The 14309-nt window shown below is 76.3% G+C and carries 17 protein-coding genes; 12 read left to right on the top strand and 5 right to left on the bottom strand.

Annotated features, from left to right (window positions below):
* Nucleotides 1-45: 45 nt before the first annotated feature.
* From mftA to PGN05_RS21890, 4 genes are read left to right on the top strand one after another with little or no spacing between them, the layout of a single operon-like run.
* Nucleotides 46-159: a mycofactocin precursor MftA gene (gene mftA / locus PGN05_RS21875; RefSeq protein WP_419754684.1), complete on the top strand. Its 114-nt coding sequence runs from the start codon at nucleotides 46-48 to the stop codon at nucleotides 157-159.
* Entirely contained in the window at nucleotides 144-494 is a 351-nt protein-coding gene (gene mftB, locus PGN05_RS21880; RefSeq protein WP_419754685.1) for a mycofactocin biosynthesis chaperone MftB, read from the top strand. The genes mftA and mftB overlap by 16 nt, the downstream gene beginning before the upstream one ends.
* Complete coding sequence (gene mftC / locus PGN05_RS21885; RefSeq protein ID WP_419754686.1) at nucleotides 491-1723, top strand: mycofactocin radical SAM maturase; 1233 nt, start codon at nucleotides 491-493, stop codon at nucleotides 1721-1723. Before mftB ends, mftC begins: the two co-directional genes overlap by 4 nt.
* 14 nt (nucleotides 1724-1737) lie before the next feature.
* On the top strand, nucleotides 1738-3567 hold the full coding sequence (locus PGN05_RS21890; RefSeq protein WP_419754701.1) for a mycofactocin system FadH/OYE family oxidoreductase 1: 1830 nt from the start codon (nucleotides 1738-1740) through the stop codon (nucleotides 3565-3567).
* 3 nt (nucleotides 3568-3570) lie between these two features.
* Here PGN05_RS21890 and PGN05_RS21895 read toward each other — a convergent pair whose 3' ends face one another.
* Complete coding sequence (locus PGN05_RS21895) at nucleotides 3571-4050, bottom strand: pyridoxamine 5'-phosphate oxidase family protein (protein WP_419754687.1); 480 nt, start codon at nucleotides 4048-4050, stop codon at nucleotides 3571-3573.
* A gap of 107 nt (nucleotides 4051-4157) precedes the next feature.
* Nucleotides 4158-4535, bottom strand: a complete 378-nt coding sequence (locus PGN05_RS21900; RefSeq protein WP_419754688.1) for a YchJ family protein — start codon at nucleotides 4533-4535, stop codon at nucleotides 4158-4160.
* Here PGN05_RS21900 and PGN05_RS21905 point away from each other — a divergent pair.
* The gene (locus PGN05_RS21905) at nucleotides 4534-6510 is read left to right on the top strand and encodes a mycofactocin system FadH/OYE family oxidoreductase 2 (protein ID WP_419754689.1); all 1977 of its coding nucleotides are present in this window, start codon (nucleotides 4534-4536) and stop codon (nucleotides 6508-6510) included. The genes PGN05_RS21900 and PGN05_RS21905 overlap by 2 nt on opposite strands.
* A gap of 43 nt (nucleotides 6511-6553) precedes the next feature.
* On the opposite strand, the gene PGN05_RS21910 is transcribed toward PGN05_RS21905, so the two are convergent.
* The gene (locus PGN05_RS21910) at nucleotides 6554-7222 is read right to left on the bottom strand and encodes a TetR/AcrR family transcriptional regulator C-terminal domain-containing protein (protein WP_419754690.1); all 669 of its coding nucleotides are present in this window, start codon (nucleotides 7220-7222) and stop codon (nucleotides 6554-6556) included.
* A gap of 38 nt (nucleotides 7223-7260) precedes the next feature.
* Between PGN05_RS21910 and PGN05_RS21915 the strand changes: the two genes are divergently transcribed.
* Nucleotides 7261-8253 (top strand): ATP-binding cassette domain-containing protein, encoded by a 993-nt coding sequence (locus tag PGN05_RS21915; protein WP_419754691.1) that lies wholly within the window; start codon nucleotides 7261-7263, stop codon nucleotides 8251-8253.
* 3 nt (nucleotides 8254-8256) lie between these two features.
* Nucleotides 8257-9135 carry an ABC transporter permease gene (locus tag PGN05_RS21920; RefSeq protein WP_419754692.1) on the top strand — a complete coding sequence of 293 codons (879 nt, stop codon included), beginning with the start codon at nucleotides 8257-8259 and terminating at the stop codon, nucleotides 9133-9135.
* On the opposite strand, the gene PGN05_RS21925 is transcribed toward PGN05_RS21920, so the two are convergent.
* Entirely contained in the window at nucleotides 9098-9868 is a 771-nt protein-coding gene (locus PGN05_RS21925) for a MerR family transcriptional regulator (protein ID WP_419754693.1), read from the bottom strand. The genes PGN05_RS21920 and PGN05_RS21925 overlap by 38 nt on opposite strands.
* A gap of 54 nt (nucleotides 9869-9922) precedes the next feature.
* On the opposite strand from PGN05_RS21925, the gene PGN05_RS21930 reads away from it, so the two are divergent.
* The 3 genes from PGN05_RS21930 (at nucleotide 9923) to PGN05_RS21940 (ending at nucleotide 11669) form a co-directional block, all read left to right on the top strand.
* Nucleotides 9923-10207: a hypothetical protein gene (locus tag PGN05_RS21930; protein ID WP_419754694.1), complete on the top strand. Its 285-nt coding sequence runs from the start codon at nucleotides 9923-9925 to the stop codon at nucleotides 10205-10207.
* Nucleotides 10208-10274: 67 nt separating this feature from the next.
* Complete coding sequence (mftE, locus tag PGN05_RS21935; protein WP_419754695.1) at nucleotides 10275-10970, top strand: mycofactocin biosynthesis peptidyl-dipeptidase MftE; 696 nt, start codon at nucleotides 10275-10277, stop codon at nucleotides 10968-10970.
* Between the two features lie 417 nt (nucleotides 10971-11387).
* On the top strand, nucleotides 11388-11669 hold the full coding sequence (locus tag PGN05_RS21940; RefSeq protein WP_419754696.1) for a hypothetical protein: 282 nt from the start codon (nucleotides 11388-11390) through the stop codon (nucleotides 11667-11669).
* A 57-nt stretch (nucleotides 11670-11726) separates the two neighbouring features.
* Here the strand turns inward: PGN05_RS21940 and PGN05_RS21945 are convergent, their stop codons facing one another.
* On the bottom strand, nucleotides 11727-12494 hold the full coding sequence (locus PGN05_RS21945; RefSeq protein WP_419754697.1) for a DUF427 domain-containing protein: 768 nt from the start codon (nucleotides 12492-12494) through the stop codon (nucleotides 11727-11729).
* Between the two features lie 52 nt (nucleotides 12495-12546).
* On the opposite strand from PGN05_RS21945, the gene PGN05_RS21950 reads away from it, so the two are divergent.
* Together PGN05_RS21950 and mftF are read left to right on the top strand one after the other, a co-directional pair.
* On the top strand, nucleotides 12547-13089 hold the full coding sequence (locus PGN05_RS21950; RefSeq protein WP_419754698.1) for a cysteine hydrolase family protein: 543 nt from the start codon (nucleotides 12547-12549) through the stop codon (nucleotides 13087-13089).
* Nucleotides 13086-14309 (top strand): mycofactocin biosynthesis glycosyltransferase MftF (gene mftF / locus PGN05_RS21955; protein ID WP_419754699.1); only part of this gene is annotated, 1224 nt, incomplete at its 3' end. The genes PGN05_RS21950 and mftF, both read left to right, overlap by 4 nt.

The following is a 14309-nucleotide window of genomic DNA, read 5'->3' on the forward strand; positions in this document are numbered from 1 at the left end:
CACTAACGTCCACCCCACTCCGTAACCCCGATCACAGGAGGCGCCATGCCCGACACCACCGACACTCAGGCCACCGAGGCGCCCGCCGCCGAGGAGGTCCTGGTCGAGGAGTCGCTCGTCGAGGAGGTCTCCATCGACGGCATGTGCGGGGTGTACTGATCGACGCCCCGGAGGCGGCGCCGGCGGGCCCCGTGGGGGTCGCCGGCGCCGCAACGCACCCGTTCGACCCGGCGCTGCCCTGGCGGCGCGCCCGCTCGGTGGCCCTGCGTCCGGAGCCGTTCGGCGCGCTGGTCTACCACTTCGGCAACCGGAAGCTGTCCTTCCTCAAGTCGAAGACGCTGGTCACCGTCGTCGAGACGCTGGCCGACCACCCCAGCGCCGCGGCCACCCTCGTGGCGTGCGGGGTCCCCGAGGCGCAGCGCCCCGCCTACGTCAAGGCGCTGGCCGACCTCGCACGTTCGCAGATGATCGAAGCCCGGGAGAGCTCCGCATGACCGCCGTCCTGCCGCCCCGCACGCCCGCACCCGAGCGCCCCGTCGGCGGGCGGCTGATCGACCAGTTCGAGTACGGCCTGGATGCGCCGATCTGCCTCACCTGGGAGCTCACCTACGCCTGCAACCTGGCGTGCGCGCACTGCCTGTCCAGCTCCGGACGGCGGGACCCGCGCGAGCTCAGCACCGCCGAGGCCGAGGCGGTCATCGACGAGCTGCAGCGGATGCAGGTCTTCTACGTCAACGTCGGCGGCGGCGAGCCCACGGTCCGGCCGGACTTCTGGCACCTGCTCGACTACGCGATCGGCCACGACGTCGGCGTCAAGTTCTCCACCAACGGCGTGAAGCTGGACGAGACCCGCGCCGCGCAGCTGGCCCGCACCGACTACGTCGACGTGCAGATCTCCCTGGACGGCGCGACCGCCGAGGTCAACGACCGGGTCCGCGGCACCGGCTCCTACGCCACCGCCATCCGCGCGCTGGAGAACCTGGCCGAGGCCGGGATGAAGGACTTCAAGGTCTCCGTCGTCGTCACCCGCGAGAACGCCGGTCAGCTCGACGCGTTCAAGGCCCTGACCGACTCCTTCGGCGCCCAGCTGCGGATCACCCGGCTGCGCCCGTCCGGCCGGGGCGCCGACGTCTGGGACGAGCTGCACCCGACCCAGCAGCAGCAGCGGGAGCTCTACTCCTGGCTGCTGGCCAACGGCGACAACGTCCTGACCGGTGACTCGTTCTTCCACCTCTCGGCGTTCGGCGAGGCCCTGCCCGGGCTGAACCTGTGCGGCGCCGGCCGGGTCGTCTGCCTGATCGACCCGGTGGGCGACGTCTACGCGTGCCCGTTCGCCATCCACGAGAACTTCCTCGCCGGCAACGTCCGGAACGAGGGCGGCTTCCAGCGCGTGTGGCAGCAGAGCGAGCTGTTCGCCGACCTGCGCAGCCCGCAGACCGGCGGCGCCTGCACCAAGTGCGCCCACTTCGACGCCTGCCGCGGTGGCTGCATGGCGGCCAAGTTCTTCACCGGCCTGCCGCTGGACGGCCCCGACCCCGAGTGCGTGCAGGGCTACGGCGAGAGCGCCCTGGCCGCCCGCGACCTGGACCTCGTTACGCCGAAGAGCCACATCGACCACTCGCACAAGGGCCCGGTGCGCGGCCAGCCGACGCTGCTGGGCATGCCGGCCATCCCCGCGAAGATCTGCGACGAGTCGCCGCTGGCCGGGCTCGACCTGCGCTGAGGCTCCTCGAACCACTGGTCCTGGCGGGCCGGACGGCGCCCTCACGGGTGCTGTTCGGCCCGCACGAGACCAACCTGGGCCGCGGTCGCGCCCTGTCCGACCGGCACGTCGCCTACTACGCGCGCCGCGCCGCCGGCGGCTGCGGCGTGCTCGTCACCGAGACCGCGTCGGTGCACGACAGCGACTGGCCCTACGAGCGCGCGCCGCTGGCCGCCGACTGCGGGCCCGGCTGGGCCGACGTGGTCGTCGCCTGCCGACCGTCCGGCGCGCTCGTGCTGGCCGGGCTCGGGCACACCGGCGGTCAGGGCACCGCCGCGTACTCCCGGTCGGCCCTGTGGGCACCCTCCCGCGTACCGGACGTCAGCAGCCGCGAGGTCCCGGCGGAGATGGAGCCGCCGGAGCTGGCCGCGCTGGTCGGGGGCTTCGCCGCGGCGACCGAGACCGCGGTCGCCGCCGGGACCGACGGCGTCGAGGTGGACGCCGGCCCGCGCTCGCTGCTGCGCCAGTTCGCCTCCGGCCTGACCAACACCCGCACCGACGCCCACGGCGCCGACCGGCTGCGGCTGCTGCGCGAGGTGCTGGCCGCGGTCCGGTCGGAACTCGGCCCCGGCCGGGTCCTGGCGCTGCGGCTGTCCTGCGACGAGCAGGCGCCCTGGGCCGGGATCACGCCGGAGACGGCCGCCCGGTACGCGGCCGAGCTGGCGCCCCTGGTCGACTTGCTGGTCGTCGTCCGGGGCAGCGGGCTGGCGCCGTCGGCGTACCGGCCCGACGGGCACACCCCACCGGGGTTCAACGCCGAACTGACCCGGGCCGTCCGAACCGTCGCCGGCCGGACGCCGGTCGTGCTGCAGGGCTCGGTGGTCGACGTCGCCGCCGCCGAGGCCGCCCTCGTCGCCGGCGTCGCGGATGCGGTGGAGATGACCCGCGCCCAGATCGCCGATGCCGGCCTCGTGGCCCGCGTCCGGGCCGGGCTGCCGGTGCGGCCGTGCACGCTGTGCAACCAGGCCTGCCAGGTGCGCGACATGCGCAACCCGCTGGTCAGCTGCGTCGCCGACCCCGCCAGCGGACACGAGACGGAGGAGCCGACCGACGTCCCCTCCGGCGCCGGGCGGCGGGTGACCGTGCTGGGCGGTGGCCCCGCGGGGCTGGAGGCGGCGCGCGTGCTCGCCGGGTCCGGCGCCGAGGTCCGGCTGGTGGAGCGGTCGGACCGGCTCGGGGGGGCGCTGCCTCTGGTGGCCGCGCTGCCCGGCCGCGAGCGGTTCGCCCTGCTGGCCGACTGGCTGGCCGGGGAGTGCGCGCGCTCGGGCGTGCGGGTGGAGCTCGGCGCGGCGGCCGGGGCAGGAGACGTCGTCGCTCCCGGCGGGCGCGACCCCGAGGTGGACCGGTCCGTCACGCTGACCGCCGCTGACGTGCTCGGCGGTGCTCCCCTGCCCGCAGGGCCGGTCGTCGTGCACGACCCGGCCGGCGGGCCGGCCGGGACCGGGGTGGCCGAGCTGCTCGCCGCGGCCGGCCGGGAGGTCACCGTGGTGACGCCGGACGACGTCGTGGGCGCCCGCCTGGGGCCCGACCTGGCGCCGGCCAACACCCGGCTGCAGCGGGCCGGCGTCCGGCGGGAGACCGGCTGCCTGCTGCGGTCCGCCGGCGGCGGGACGGCGGTGCTCGCCGACCGCTGGACCGGTCAGGAGCGGCGGGTGCCCTGCGCCGTGGTGGTGGACGCCGGCCCGCGCCTGCCCGGGGACCCGCCCGCGACCGGCGTCCTGGCGGGCGACGTCGTCGCGCCGCGCACCGTGCTCGAGGCGGTCCTCGAGGGCCGGCGCGCGGCGCGGGCGGCGCTCAGCGGCTGAGGCTCAGAGGTCGACCTTCTCGTTCTCGCCGGAGTCGATCCGCTGCCCGGTGACCTTCGCCTTCGCGAAGCTGAACGCGGTCGCCAGCCGGCCGCCCGGCGCGTCCCAGTACTCCGCCGAGTCGGCGTCCACCTTGACCAGGATCACCGACGGGTCCTCGGGGCCCTGGGGCAGCCACGCCTCGACGCCGGCGTTCCACAGCTCCTTCTTCTTCGCCGGGTCGTTGACGACGAGGGCGTGCCCGGTGAGGGAGACCCAGGTGCCGCCCGAGCCGACGCCGACGTTCACCTCGGGCGAGGCGGCGATGTGGGTCACCCAGTCGGCGCCCCGCTCGGCGAAGAACCACAGGTCGCCGTCGAACTCCACCTCCTGCAGGGTCATCGGCCGGCTGGTCAGCTTGCCCTCGGGCGTGGTGGTGGTGAGGAAGCCGAAGCGCTCCCCGTCCAGCAGCTGGGCGACCTTGCGGGTGTCCTCGGCGCTCATGTCGTCCTCTCGTCGTACGCGACCGGATGGTGTGCCCGGCTCCTTCCCCGCCCGGTCGCCCCCGACACCCAGGGCCGATACGCGGCCTCCGTGGCCACGGAGGCCGGTCAGCCCGCGTCGAGGTAGCGCCAGGCGCCGTCCACCCGCGCGAACCGGCTGACCTCGTGCTGGCTGCCGGTCTCCCCCTCGTGCCGGTACCAGGCCCGGAACTCGACCGTCCCCTCGGCGGCCAGCAGCCCGCCGCCGGTCGTGGCGAGCACGTCGAGCCCGGTCCAGCGGACCTGGGGGTCCAGCGACAGCGAGCGCGGGCGGGTGGCCGGGTGCCAGGTCGCCAGCAGGTAGGCGGGGTCCCCGACGGCGAAGGCGCTGTAGCGGGAGCGCATCAGCTGCTCGGCGGTGGCCGCGGTCGCCGAGCCGTCGTGCAGCCGCCCGCAGCACTCGGCGTAGGGGAGACCGGTCCCGCAGGGGCAGCGTCGGGGTGCCATGCGCCAGAGTGTCCCGAGGTCCGGCGAGGGGATGGGGGAGCGGGTGGCGTTCGAGCGGCTGGCCGCGCCGCTGCAGGTCGGCCCGGTGACGCTGCCCAACCGGGTGGTCTTCCCGGCCCACCTCACGAACTTCGCCGTCGACGGCCTGCCCACCGCCCGGCACGCCGCCTACTACGCGGCCCGCGCGGCCGGCGGTGCCGGGCTCGTGGTCACCGAGGAGTCGACCGTCGACCCGGCCGACCGCCCCTACGAGAAGCTGGTGCGCGGCTACGACCCCGCCGTCCTGCCCGGGTACCGCCTGGTCACCGACGCGGTGCACGCGCACGGGACGCCGGTGTTCGCCCAGCTCAACCACAACGGCGGCCAGTCCGACGGCACGTACACCCGGGCGCCGGTCGTCGCGCCGTCCGCCGTGCCCGACCCGCTGTTCCGCGCGGTGCCGCGGGAGGCCACCGCGGCCGACGTCGCCCGCCTGGTGGCCGGCTACGCCGACGTCGCCGCCCGGTGCGCGGCGGGCGGGTTCGACGGGGTGGAGGTCCAGGGCTCGCAGTCGTCGCTCGTGCGCCAGTTCCTGTCCCGCGCCACCAACCGGCGCACCGACGGCTACGGCGGCCCGCTGGAGCACCGGGCCCGCTTCCTCGTCGAGGTGCTGGGCGCGGTCCGGGAGGCGGTCGGGCCGGGGCTCGCCGTCGGCGTCCGGCTGGCGGGGGAGGAGGGCGTGGCGGACGGGACGACGCTCGCGGAGGCGGCAGCGACCGCCCGGCTGCTGGCCGACCGCGGGCTGGTCGACTACGTCAGCACCACCGTCGGGGTGGCGACGGCGACCCTGGAGCGCGTCATCCCCCCGATGACCACCCCGCCCGGGTACGCGCGGCACGTCCCCGCCGCGATCCGGGCCGCCGTCGGGGTGCCGGTCGTGGGCGTCGGCCGGTACCTCGACCCCGCCCAGGCCGAGCGGGCGCTCGCCGACGGCGACTGCGACATGGTCGGCCTCGCCCGCGGGCAGATCGCCGACCCGGAGTTCGCCGCCAAGGCGCTCGGCGGGCGGGCGGGGGAGATCCGCACCTGCCTGGGCTGCAACCAGGAGTGCGCCGGCGCGGTGGGGACCAACCGGTCGCTGGGCTGCGTGACCAACCCGCGGGCCGGCCGCGAGGCGCCGCTCGAGCCGCCGGTGCGCCGCCGCCGGGTGCTCGTCGTCGGCGGGGGTCCGGCCGGCCTGCGGGCGGCCGCGACCGCCGCCCAGCGGGGGCACGCGGTCACCGTCCTGGAGGAGCGGCCGGAGACCGGGGGGGCGGTCCGCGTCGCGGCGTCCGCCCCGGGCCGCGGCGGGCTGCGGCCGCTGGCCGACGACCTGGCCGCCGAGTGTGCGCGGGCCGGCGTCGAGGTGCGCACCGGCGTCCGCGCCACCGCCGACCTGGTGCGGGCGCAGGCCGCCGACGTCGTCGTCCTCGCCACCGGAGCCCGTGCGGCCCGGCCGGCGTGGGCGGGGGAGAGCGGCCGGGTGGTCGACGTCCGCGAGGTGCTCGGCGGGGCGGTGGCCCCGGCCGGCGCCGTCCTCGTCGTCGACGACCTCGGGTCCGCGGCCGCGCCGTCGGTGGCCGAGCTGCTCGCCGCGCGCGGGTGCGCCGTCGAGGTGGTGACCGCGGCGATGGTGGTCGGCCAGGACCTCGGGCTCACCCTCGACCGGCCTCGCTGGCAGCGGCGGGCCGCGGAGCTGGGCATCCGGCAGAGCACCGACCTGCTGGTGGAGGCCGTCGAGGGGCGGGTCGTGCGGCTGCGGCACCACCCGACCGGCGCGGTGCAGCGGCGCACCGTCGACTGGGTGGTGGTCGCGGCGCCGGGCGAGCCGGCCGACGAGCTGTGGCGGGAGCTGCGCGACAGCGGACTCGAGGTGCACCGGATCGGCGACTGCCTCGCCCCCCGCCGCGCCTCGGCGGCCACCCTGGACGGCGACCGGCTGGGCGCGCTGCTCTGAGCGGAGTGGGAGGAGCGCGGGAACCGCGCTCCTCCCACTCCGCTCAGCGGGGGGAGTAGCGGGCGCGGAGGCCGGTGACCAGCAGGTCCAGGCCGTACTCGAACGCGGCCGAGTGCGGGCGCTCGAGCAGCTCGGAGATCGCCGCCAGCAGGATCGGCTCGTCGGCCAGCGCCCGGGCGCGCAGGGTGTTGAGGTCCTCGTCCCCCGGGTCGGGCAGCGGCTGGCTGCGCTCCCGCTCGGCCTCCGCCTGCCACTCGATCGCGCTGCCGATGACGTAGGCGCCGAGGGTGAACAGGGTCTGCTGCGCCTGCCCGGGGGTCAGCCCGGCGTCGACCAGGACGGCGAGGACGCGCTCGATGCCCGGGAGCGTCTCCGGGCTGGGCCGGTTGCCGGCCAGGACGAGGGGGGCGTCGCGCGTCTCGGTGAGCGCGGCGAACAGCCGGCGGGCGTCCTCCCGCAGCCACTCCCACCACGGCTGGCCGTCGTCCGGGCCGGTGTAGGCGCGGCCGGCGCGGCGGACGAGCGCGTCGGCCATCAGGTCCATGAGCTGCCGCTTGCTCTTGACGTGCCAGTAGAGCGTCGGGCCCGCCACGCCCAGCCGGGCGGCCACCCGCCGGAAGGACACCGCATCCAGCCCGCCCTCGGCGAGCAGGTCGAGGGCGGCGTCGACGATCGCCTCACGGGTCACGGGGGTCCGTTCGGCCGCCTTCACGCTTGACACCCTAACGGTGGTAGAGGACGGTGGCCGCCGTGTCTAACGCCGTTAGAGAGCCGGCCATCGAGGTGGTCGGGCTGACCAAGGAGTACAAGGCCGGCGACACGGTCCTGGAGGCGGTCAAGGGCATCGACCTGCGGGTCGAGGCCGGGCAGACCTACGGCTTCCTCGGCCCCAACGGCGCCGGCAAGTCCACGACCATCGAGATGCTGTGCACCATCCGCAACCCCACCGCCGGCAGCGCCCGCGTCGCCGGCTTCGACGTCGTCCGCCAGCGCGACCAGGTCCGGCGGCGGATCGGCCTGGTCTTCCAGCAGCAGACCCTGGACCTGCAGCTGACCGCGGAGCAGAACCTGCGCTTCCACGCCGAGCTCTACGGCCTGTCCCGGGCGGTCGCCGACCGCCGGATCGACGAGGTGCTCGAGATGGTGGCGCTGGCCGACCGGCGCGGGGACACCGTGCAGCGCTTCTCCGGCGGGATGAAGCGGCGGCTGGAGATCGCCCGCGGGCTGGTGCACGCCCCGCAGGTGCTCTTCCTCGACGAGCCGACCATCGGCCTGGACCCGCAGACCCGCGCCGCGATCTGGGACTACCTGCACGACCTGCGCCGGACGACGGAGATCACCGTCTTCGTCACCACGCACTACATGGACGAGGCCGAGCACTGCGACCGGATCGCGATCATGGACCACGGCGACGTCGTCGTGGAGGACACCCCCGAGGCGCTGAAGTCGAGCGTCGGCACCGACCGGATCGCGCTGCGCACCGACGACGACGAGCTGGCCATCGCCCGCGTCCGCGAGCGGCTGGGCATCGAGGCCGGCGTCCACGAGGGCCAGGTGACCCTCGCCGTGGCCGACGGCGCGCAGGTCGTGCCGCGGCTGTTCACCGAGCTCGGCGTCGGCATCCGGTCGGTCACCGTGACCCGGCCGAGCCTGGACGACGTCTTCCTGACCTACACCGGCCGCACCATCCGCGACTCCGAGGCCGGCGGACCCCCCGCCTCCCCCTTCGCCGGGAGGCGATGAGACATGACGACCCGCGACACCGCCGTCCCCACCACCCCCGCCCCGGAGCCGCTGGCCGAGGTCCGCAGCGACCTGAACCACGAGCTGCGCGCGACGTGGGTGGTGATGCGCCGCGAGCTGATCCGGCTCCGGCAGGACAAGGCCCGCATGCTCACCATGCTGCTGCAGCCGATCCTCTTCATCTTCGTGATGGGCACGGGGCTGGCCAGCATCGTCGACACCGGGGGCGGCACCAGCTTCCAGGCCTTCCTCTTCCCGGGCGTCCTGGCGACGTCGGTGCTGTTCACCGCCGCGTTCGCCGGCATCTCGCTGGTGTGGGACCGGGAGTTCGGCTTCCTCCGCGAGATGATGGTGGCCCCGATCTCGCGCGGCGCCATCATCTGGGGCAAGTGCCTCGGTGGCGCCGTCGTCGCCACGGTGCAGAGCCTGGTGCTGCTGGCGCTGGTCGGCACCGTCGGCATCCCCTACTCGCCGCCCCTGCTGCTGTCGCTGGTCGGCTGCCTGTTCCTCGGGTCGCTGCTGCTCACCGGGCTGGGCGTGCTGCTCTCCACCCGGATCAAGACCATCCAGGCGGCGATGCCGGTCAGCCAGCTGCTGATCATGCCGATGATGTTCCTGTCGGGTGCACTGTTCCCGGTCTCCGGGCTCCCCGACTGGCTCGCCGTCCTGACCCGGCTCAACCCGCTCACCTACGTCGTCCAGCCGATGCGCCACCTGACGCTGGACCACCTCTCGCTCACCGCCGAGGAGCGTGAGCGGCTGCTGCCGGTGCTGACCTGGTTCGGCTGGGAGGTGCCCGTCGGCGTGCAGCTGCTGACGGTCGCGGTCATCACGCTGGGCCTGGTCACCCTGGCGGCGCGGGTCTTCCGGACGACGGAGTGAGGGGCGCGCGCAGCTGGCTGCGGATCAGCGAGTCGAGCCGCCGCCAGGCGGGGGACGACGCGTTGACCGCGCCCTGGACGAGCTGCGGGATCTCCGAGTCGGTGTCCTGCCCGGGCAGCTCTCCGGGGCCGTACCGCTGCCGCGTGGCGGCGACGATCCGCCGGGCCAGGTCGGCCAGGCGCGGGTCGGTCGGGTCGAGGTCGTGGGCGCGGTCGTGGTCCAGGTAGAGCTGCAGCAGGTCGGGGTCGGTCAGCGCCTGCGCCTCGTCCTCGAGGAGCGCGGGCGCGAGGTCGGGCCGGGTGGCGAACACGAGGATCCACAGGTCGCCCTCCATCGCGATCCACCGCCGGCTGAAGGCGAGCTCGTCGAGCCGCCGCAGGTGGCCCTCGATCTCGGCGGGCACCAGCCGGCCGGGACCCTCGGCGAGCTCCCGCAGCCGCCGTCGGGTGCGGCGCAGGCCGCGGATGCGGGCGGCGAGGTCCTCGTCGATCCGGCCGAGGGAGCGGCGGAAGGCCTCCTCCGGTGCCGCCCGGAGCTCCCGGATCCGGGCCAGCGGCACCCCGGCCTCCGCGAGAGTGCGGACCTTGATGAGCTCGACGGCGTCCTGGGCGGTGTAGCGCCGGTAGCCGGAGGCGTCCCGCTCCGGCTCGGGCAGGAGCCCCTTGTCGTGGTAGACGCGGACCGTCTTGGTCGACACGCCCACGTACCGGGCGAGCTGACCGATGGTGAGCACGTCGCCATCCTCGCGCTTGACCCCGCCCCTGGGGCAGGGTCGCAGCATGGCGCCATGACGCACTCCGGCGCGGATCGGGCGACCCTCCGGGCCCTGGCCGACGAGGGCAACGAGAAGGCTCTGGACCGGCTCGCCGACCTCGCGGAAGCCCGCGGGGACCTCGACGAGCTGCACGAGCTGCTCGACGAGGGCTGCGCGCGTGCCGGGCACCTGCTCACCCGCCGCGCGGTCGCGGCGGAGGACCTGCTGGAGCTCCAGCGGCTCTCCGACGCCGGGTGCGACGAGGCCGGCGACGAGCTCGACCGGCTGCTCGACGGACCCGCGCCCGGTGGCTCCTGAGCGCCCCGGTCGCCGGCCGGCCCCGGTCGCCGGCCGGCCCCGCGCCGGACGGCCCTAGGCTGCCGGGGTGAGTTCCCTCGCCGGCGCGGTCTGGCCCGACCTGCCGGAGCGGCCGCTGCTGGTCGTCCCGCTCGGGGCGGTCGAGCAGCACGGCCACCACCTGCCGCTGGCGACCGACACCACGGTGGCCTGCGCGGTCGCGGAGTCCGCGCTCGACGGTCTGGACGGCGCGCTGCTCGCCCCCGCCCTCGCCTACGGCGCCAGCGGCGAGCACGAGGGCTTCCCCGGCACCGTCTCGATCGGCACCGAGGCCCTCACCGGCCTGCTGGTCGAGTACGGGCGCTCGGCCTGCCGTTGGGCGGGGCGGCTGGTGCTGGTCAACGGGCACGGCGGCAACCTGGACGCGCTGCGGTCCGCGGTGCCCCTGCTCCGGACCGAGGGCCGGGACGTCGCCTGGTTCCCGTGCGCGGTGCCCGGCGCCGACGCGCACGCCGGCCGTACCGAGACCTCGCTGGTGTTGCACGTGGAACCTCGGGCCGTGCGCCTCGACCGGGCGGTGGCGGGGGAGACCGCGCCGATCGGGGAGGTGCTGCCGCGGTTGCGCGCCGAGGGCGTCCGCGGGGTCAGCCCGACGGGGGTGCTCGGCGACCCGGCCGGCGCCTCGGCGGAGGAGGGCGCCGCCCTGCTGGGCGACATGGCCGGGCGGCTGGCCGGGGCGGTGGCGGCGTGGGACGTCGACCCCGCCGGCCGGCTCCGCGGCTGAGCGGACCCCGAACGCTGGGAGCCGCGGCCGTCGCGCGGGCACCCGTGGTGCGCGAGGCCCGGCAGTACCGTCGCGACGTGGCGGTACTGGTCATCATCGTCGTGGTGCTGTCGGGCGCGCTCGGGGTGCTGACCCACCGCCGCCTCGCCACCCACGCGCGCACCGAGAGCCACGACTCCGCCGAGGGCATCCCGCTGACCGACCTGTTGGCCCCGGTGCGCATCCTCGTCGCGCTCGTGCTGGCGTTCGTCCTCGTGCAGACCTTCTCGTCGTACGAGGACGCGAGCGACGCCGCCAACGACGAGGCCGGCGCCGTGTCGACCGAAGCCGTGGCGGCGGCGTTCCTCCCGGCGCCGAGCGGTCCCGACATCGTCGGCCTGCTGCGCTGCTGTGCCCGCGCCGTCGGTGCCGGCCGTCGTGACCGCACTCATGATCGGCTGCGTCGCCATCACCGTCGCGTCCACGGCCGCGTTCGCCGGCCGCCGCGTCCGCCCGAGCCTGCGGTGGACGCTCCTGGGCGTCACCGCGCTCATCTTCACCGCCTCGCTGCTCGTGATCCTCGACCTGGACCGCCCCTTCGGCGGCGTGGCCAGGATCGACCCGACGGCCATGCGAGCCGTGGAGGAGCAGATCGGCACCACGCCCCTCGGCGCCGATCCGCCGTGCGACCTGTCGGGGTCACCGCTCGACGACAGCTGAGCCAGGAGCGCGGCCGAGCCTGAACCGGCCGTGCGCGCCGTCGGGCACCGGCCGCGGTCAGTCCGAGAACGGCGTGCGCGGGCGCTCCTGGCGCCGGCCGTCGACGACGACGTCCACCTTCTCGTCGTAGAAGGCGACCAGCCCGGCGATCGGCAGCAGCTCGCGGGTCGGGAAGTCGTAGGACCAGGCGAGGTCGCGGTGCAGCGTGCCGCCCGCCTCCACCGACCAGTACCCGCTGGTCCGGCCCTTGTAGGGGCAGGCCGTCCGCGTGTCGCTCGGGACGAGGGCGGCGAGGTCGAGCGCCGTGCGGGGGAAGTAGGTCCGCGGCGGCAGCCCCGTCTCGAACACCATCACCGGCGTCGCGGACTCGGCCAGCACCCGGCCCCCCAGCTCCACGCGGACGTGCCGGGTGGAGCGCAGCGCGTCGACCCGGGCGTAGGGGTCGCGCGGGTGCACGAAGACCTCCTCGTCCTCCTCGAACCAGGCGTCCAGCGCCGACCACTCGAACCGGACGGTGTCCCGCAGCGGCTCGGGGGCGTCGGCGCCGTACACCCACGCCGCGCCCGGGCGGCGCACGTCCCCGGCCACCAGCGCCGCGCGGCGGGCGGTGCCGCGGCTGGTCGTCTCCGCCGTCCCCTCGTCGGCCAGCAGCGTGGTGTCGACGTCGGCCAGCGGCACGTAGTACTGCGGATAGGGCTGCCACTCCCAGACGTAGCAGGCCGCGCGCGTGTCGAGGACGGGCCGGCCGTCGAGGAACGCCCGGACCCGCCGCGGAGCGGGCTCCACGTGGTCGACCGGGACGAGGGACTGCGGATAGCCGGGCACGGCTGCCTCCTGGGGTCCGGGCGCCTGCGGGGCGGACGTTAAGGTCCCGAGCATGGCAGCGCCGCCCGGTTGGCTGGTCGTCGTCGACTACCAGGAGGTCTTCCGCGATCCGACCTCACCGTGGACGACGCCCCGCTTCGACGAGATCCGCCCCCGCATCCGGTCGCTGGTCGACGCCTTCGGTGCGCGCACCGTGTTCACCCGGTTCGTCGTCCCGGAGAAGCCGGTCGGCGCCTGGGCGGACTACTACGAGCGCTACGACTACTTCGCCGCGGAGCACGCCCTCCCGCTGCTCCAGCTCTCCGAGGACCCGGGCAACCGCACCGTCGTCGACGCGCCGACCTTCGGCAAGTGGGTCCCCGAGCTCGCCGAGCTGGTCGGGGAGGGGCCGCTGACCGTCGCCGGCGTCGCCACCGACTGCTGCGTGCTCTCCACCGTGCTGCCCGCGGCCGACGCCGGTGTGCCGGTGCGGGTGGTCGCCGACGCCTGCGCCGGGGCCGACGACGAGGCGCACGAGGACACCCTGCGGATCCTCGGCTGCTACGCGCCGCTGGTCGAGGTGACGACGACCGCGGAGGTCCTGTCCGCGGGATGAGCCCGACGGTCCCGGCGCCGCCGCCGGTGCGGCTCCCCGACGGCTTCGCCGTCCGGCTGGACCCCCGCACCCGGCGCCGGGACGGCGGAACGGCGCTGCTCGGCGGCTCCCCGCTGCGGCTGCTGCGCCTGCGGCCCCGGGCCCGGGACCTGCTGCGGGGCGACCGGCTGGTCGTCCGCGACGCGGTCACGGCGGCGCTGGCGGCCCGGCTGCTCGACGCGGGCCTCGCCCACCCCGAGCCGCGCGGGCCGGCGCCGGCCGACCTGACCGTCGTCGTCCCGGTCAAAGACCGCCCGGCCGCGCTCGACCGCCTGCTCGCCGCCCTGCGCGCCGACCCCGACACCGCGGCGGTCCCGGTGCTGGTGGTGGACGACGGGTCCGCCGACGCGGCCGCGCTCGCGGCGGTCGCGGGCCGGGCCGGGGCGCGCGTGCTGCGCTCCCCGGTCAGCCGTGGCCCGGCCGCCGCGCGCAACACCGGCCTGGCCGCCGCCGGCACCGGCCTGGTCGCCTTCCTCGACTCCGACTGCGTGCCGCGGCCCGGCTGGCTGGCGGCGCTGGCCGGGCACGTCGCCGATCCGAGGCTCGCCGTCGTCGCACCCCGCATCACGGCCCTCGAGCGGGGGTCGTCCCCGGGGGGCGGGTGGGTCGAGCCGTACGAGGCGGCGGTCAGCGCCCTGGACATGGGGCCGGCGCCCGCACCGGTGGCCCCGGGGACGGCGGTCTCCTACGTGCCCAGCGCCGCCCTGCTGGCCCGCCGGGCGGCTCTCGGCGCGGGGTTCGACGAGTCGATGCGCGTCGCCGAGGACGTCGACCTGGTGTGGCGGCTGACCGCGGCCGGGTGGCGGGTGCGCTACGAGCCCGCGGCCGAGGTCGCCCACGAGCACCCGGCCACCACCCGCGAGTGGCTGCGCCGCCGGGCGTTCTACGGCACCGGCGCCGCGCCGCTGGCCGCCCGGCACGGGGCCGCCGTCGCCCCCGTGGTCATCTCACCGACGACCGCCGCGGCCGCCGCGCTGGTCCTGACCGGGCGCCGGGAGGGGGTGACCGCCGCCGGCGTGGTGCTCGCCGCCGCGACCCTGCGGCTGGCCCGCCGGCTGACCCCGCCGGGGGAGCACCCGCCGGCCGCGCTGGCCGCTGCGCTCGTCCTGCGGGGCAGCGGCGCGGCGGCGCTGACCCTGGCCCGCGCGGCCACGCGCCACCACTGGCCGCTCGCGCTGGCC

The organism is Geodermatophilus sp. CPCC 206100 (assembly GCF_048569675.1).
Classification (GTDB): domain Bacteria; phylum Actinomycetota; class Actinomycetes; order Mycobacteriales; family Geodermatophilaceae; genus Geodermatophilus.

What these genes read in the sequence shown, in the direction of transcription:
- mftA (WP_419754684.1), top strand. Translation starts at nt 46, where the DNA reads ATGCCCGACACCACCGACACTCAGGCCACCGAGGCGCCCGCCGCCGAG.
- mftC (WP_419754686.1), top strand. Translation starts at nt 491, where the DNA reads ATGACCGCCGTCCTGCCGCCCCGCACGCCCGCACCCGAGCGCCCCGTC.
- PGN05_RS21895 (WP_419754687.1), bottom strand. Translation starts at nt 4,050, where the DNA reads ATGAGCGCCGAGGACACCCGCAAGGTCGCCCAGCTGCTGGACGGGGAG.
- PGN05_RS21905 (WP_419754689.1), top strand. Translation starts at nt 4,534, where the DNA reads ATGCGCCAGAGTGTCCCGAGGTCCGGCGAGGGGATGGGGGAGCGGGTG.
- PGN05_RS21900 (WP_419754688.1), bottom strand. Translation starts at nt 4,535, where the DNA reads ATGGCACCCCGACGCTGCCCCTGCGGGACCGGTCTCCCCTACGCCGAG.
- PGN05_RS21920 (WP_419754692.1), top strand. Translation starts at nt 8,257, where the DNA reads ATGACGACCCGCGACACCGCCGTCCCCACCACCCCCGCCCCGGAGCCG.
- PGN05_RS21930 (WP_419754694.1), top strand. Translation starts at nt 9,923, where the DNA reads ATGACGCACTCCGGCGCGGATCGGGCGACCCTCCGGGCCCTGGCCGAC.
- PGN05_RS21950 (WP_419754698.1), top strand. Translation starts at nt 12,547, where the DNA reads ATGGCAGCGCCGCCCGGTTGGCTGGTCGTCGTCGACTACCAGGAGGTC.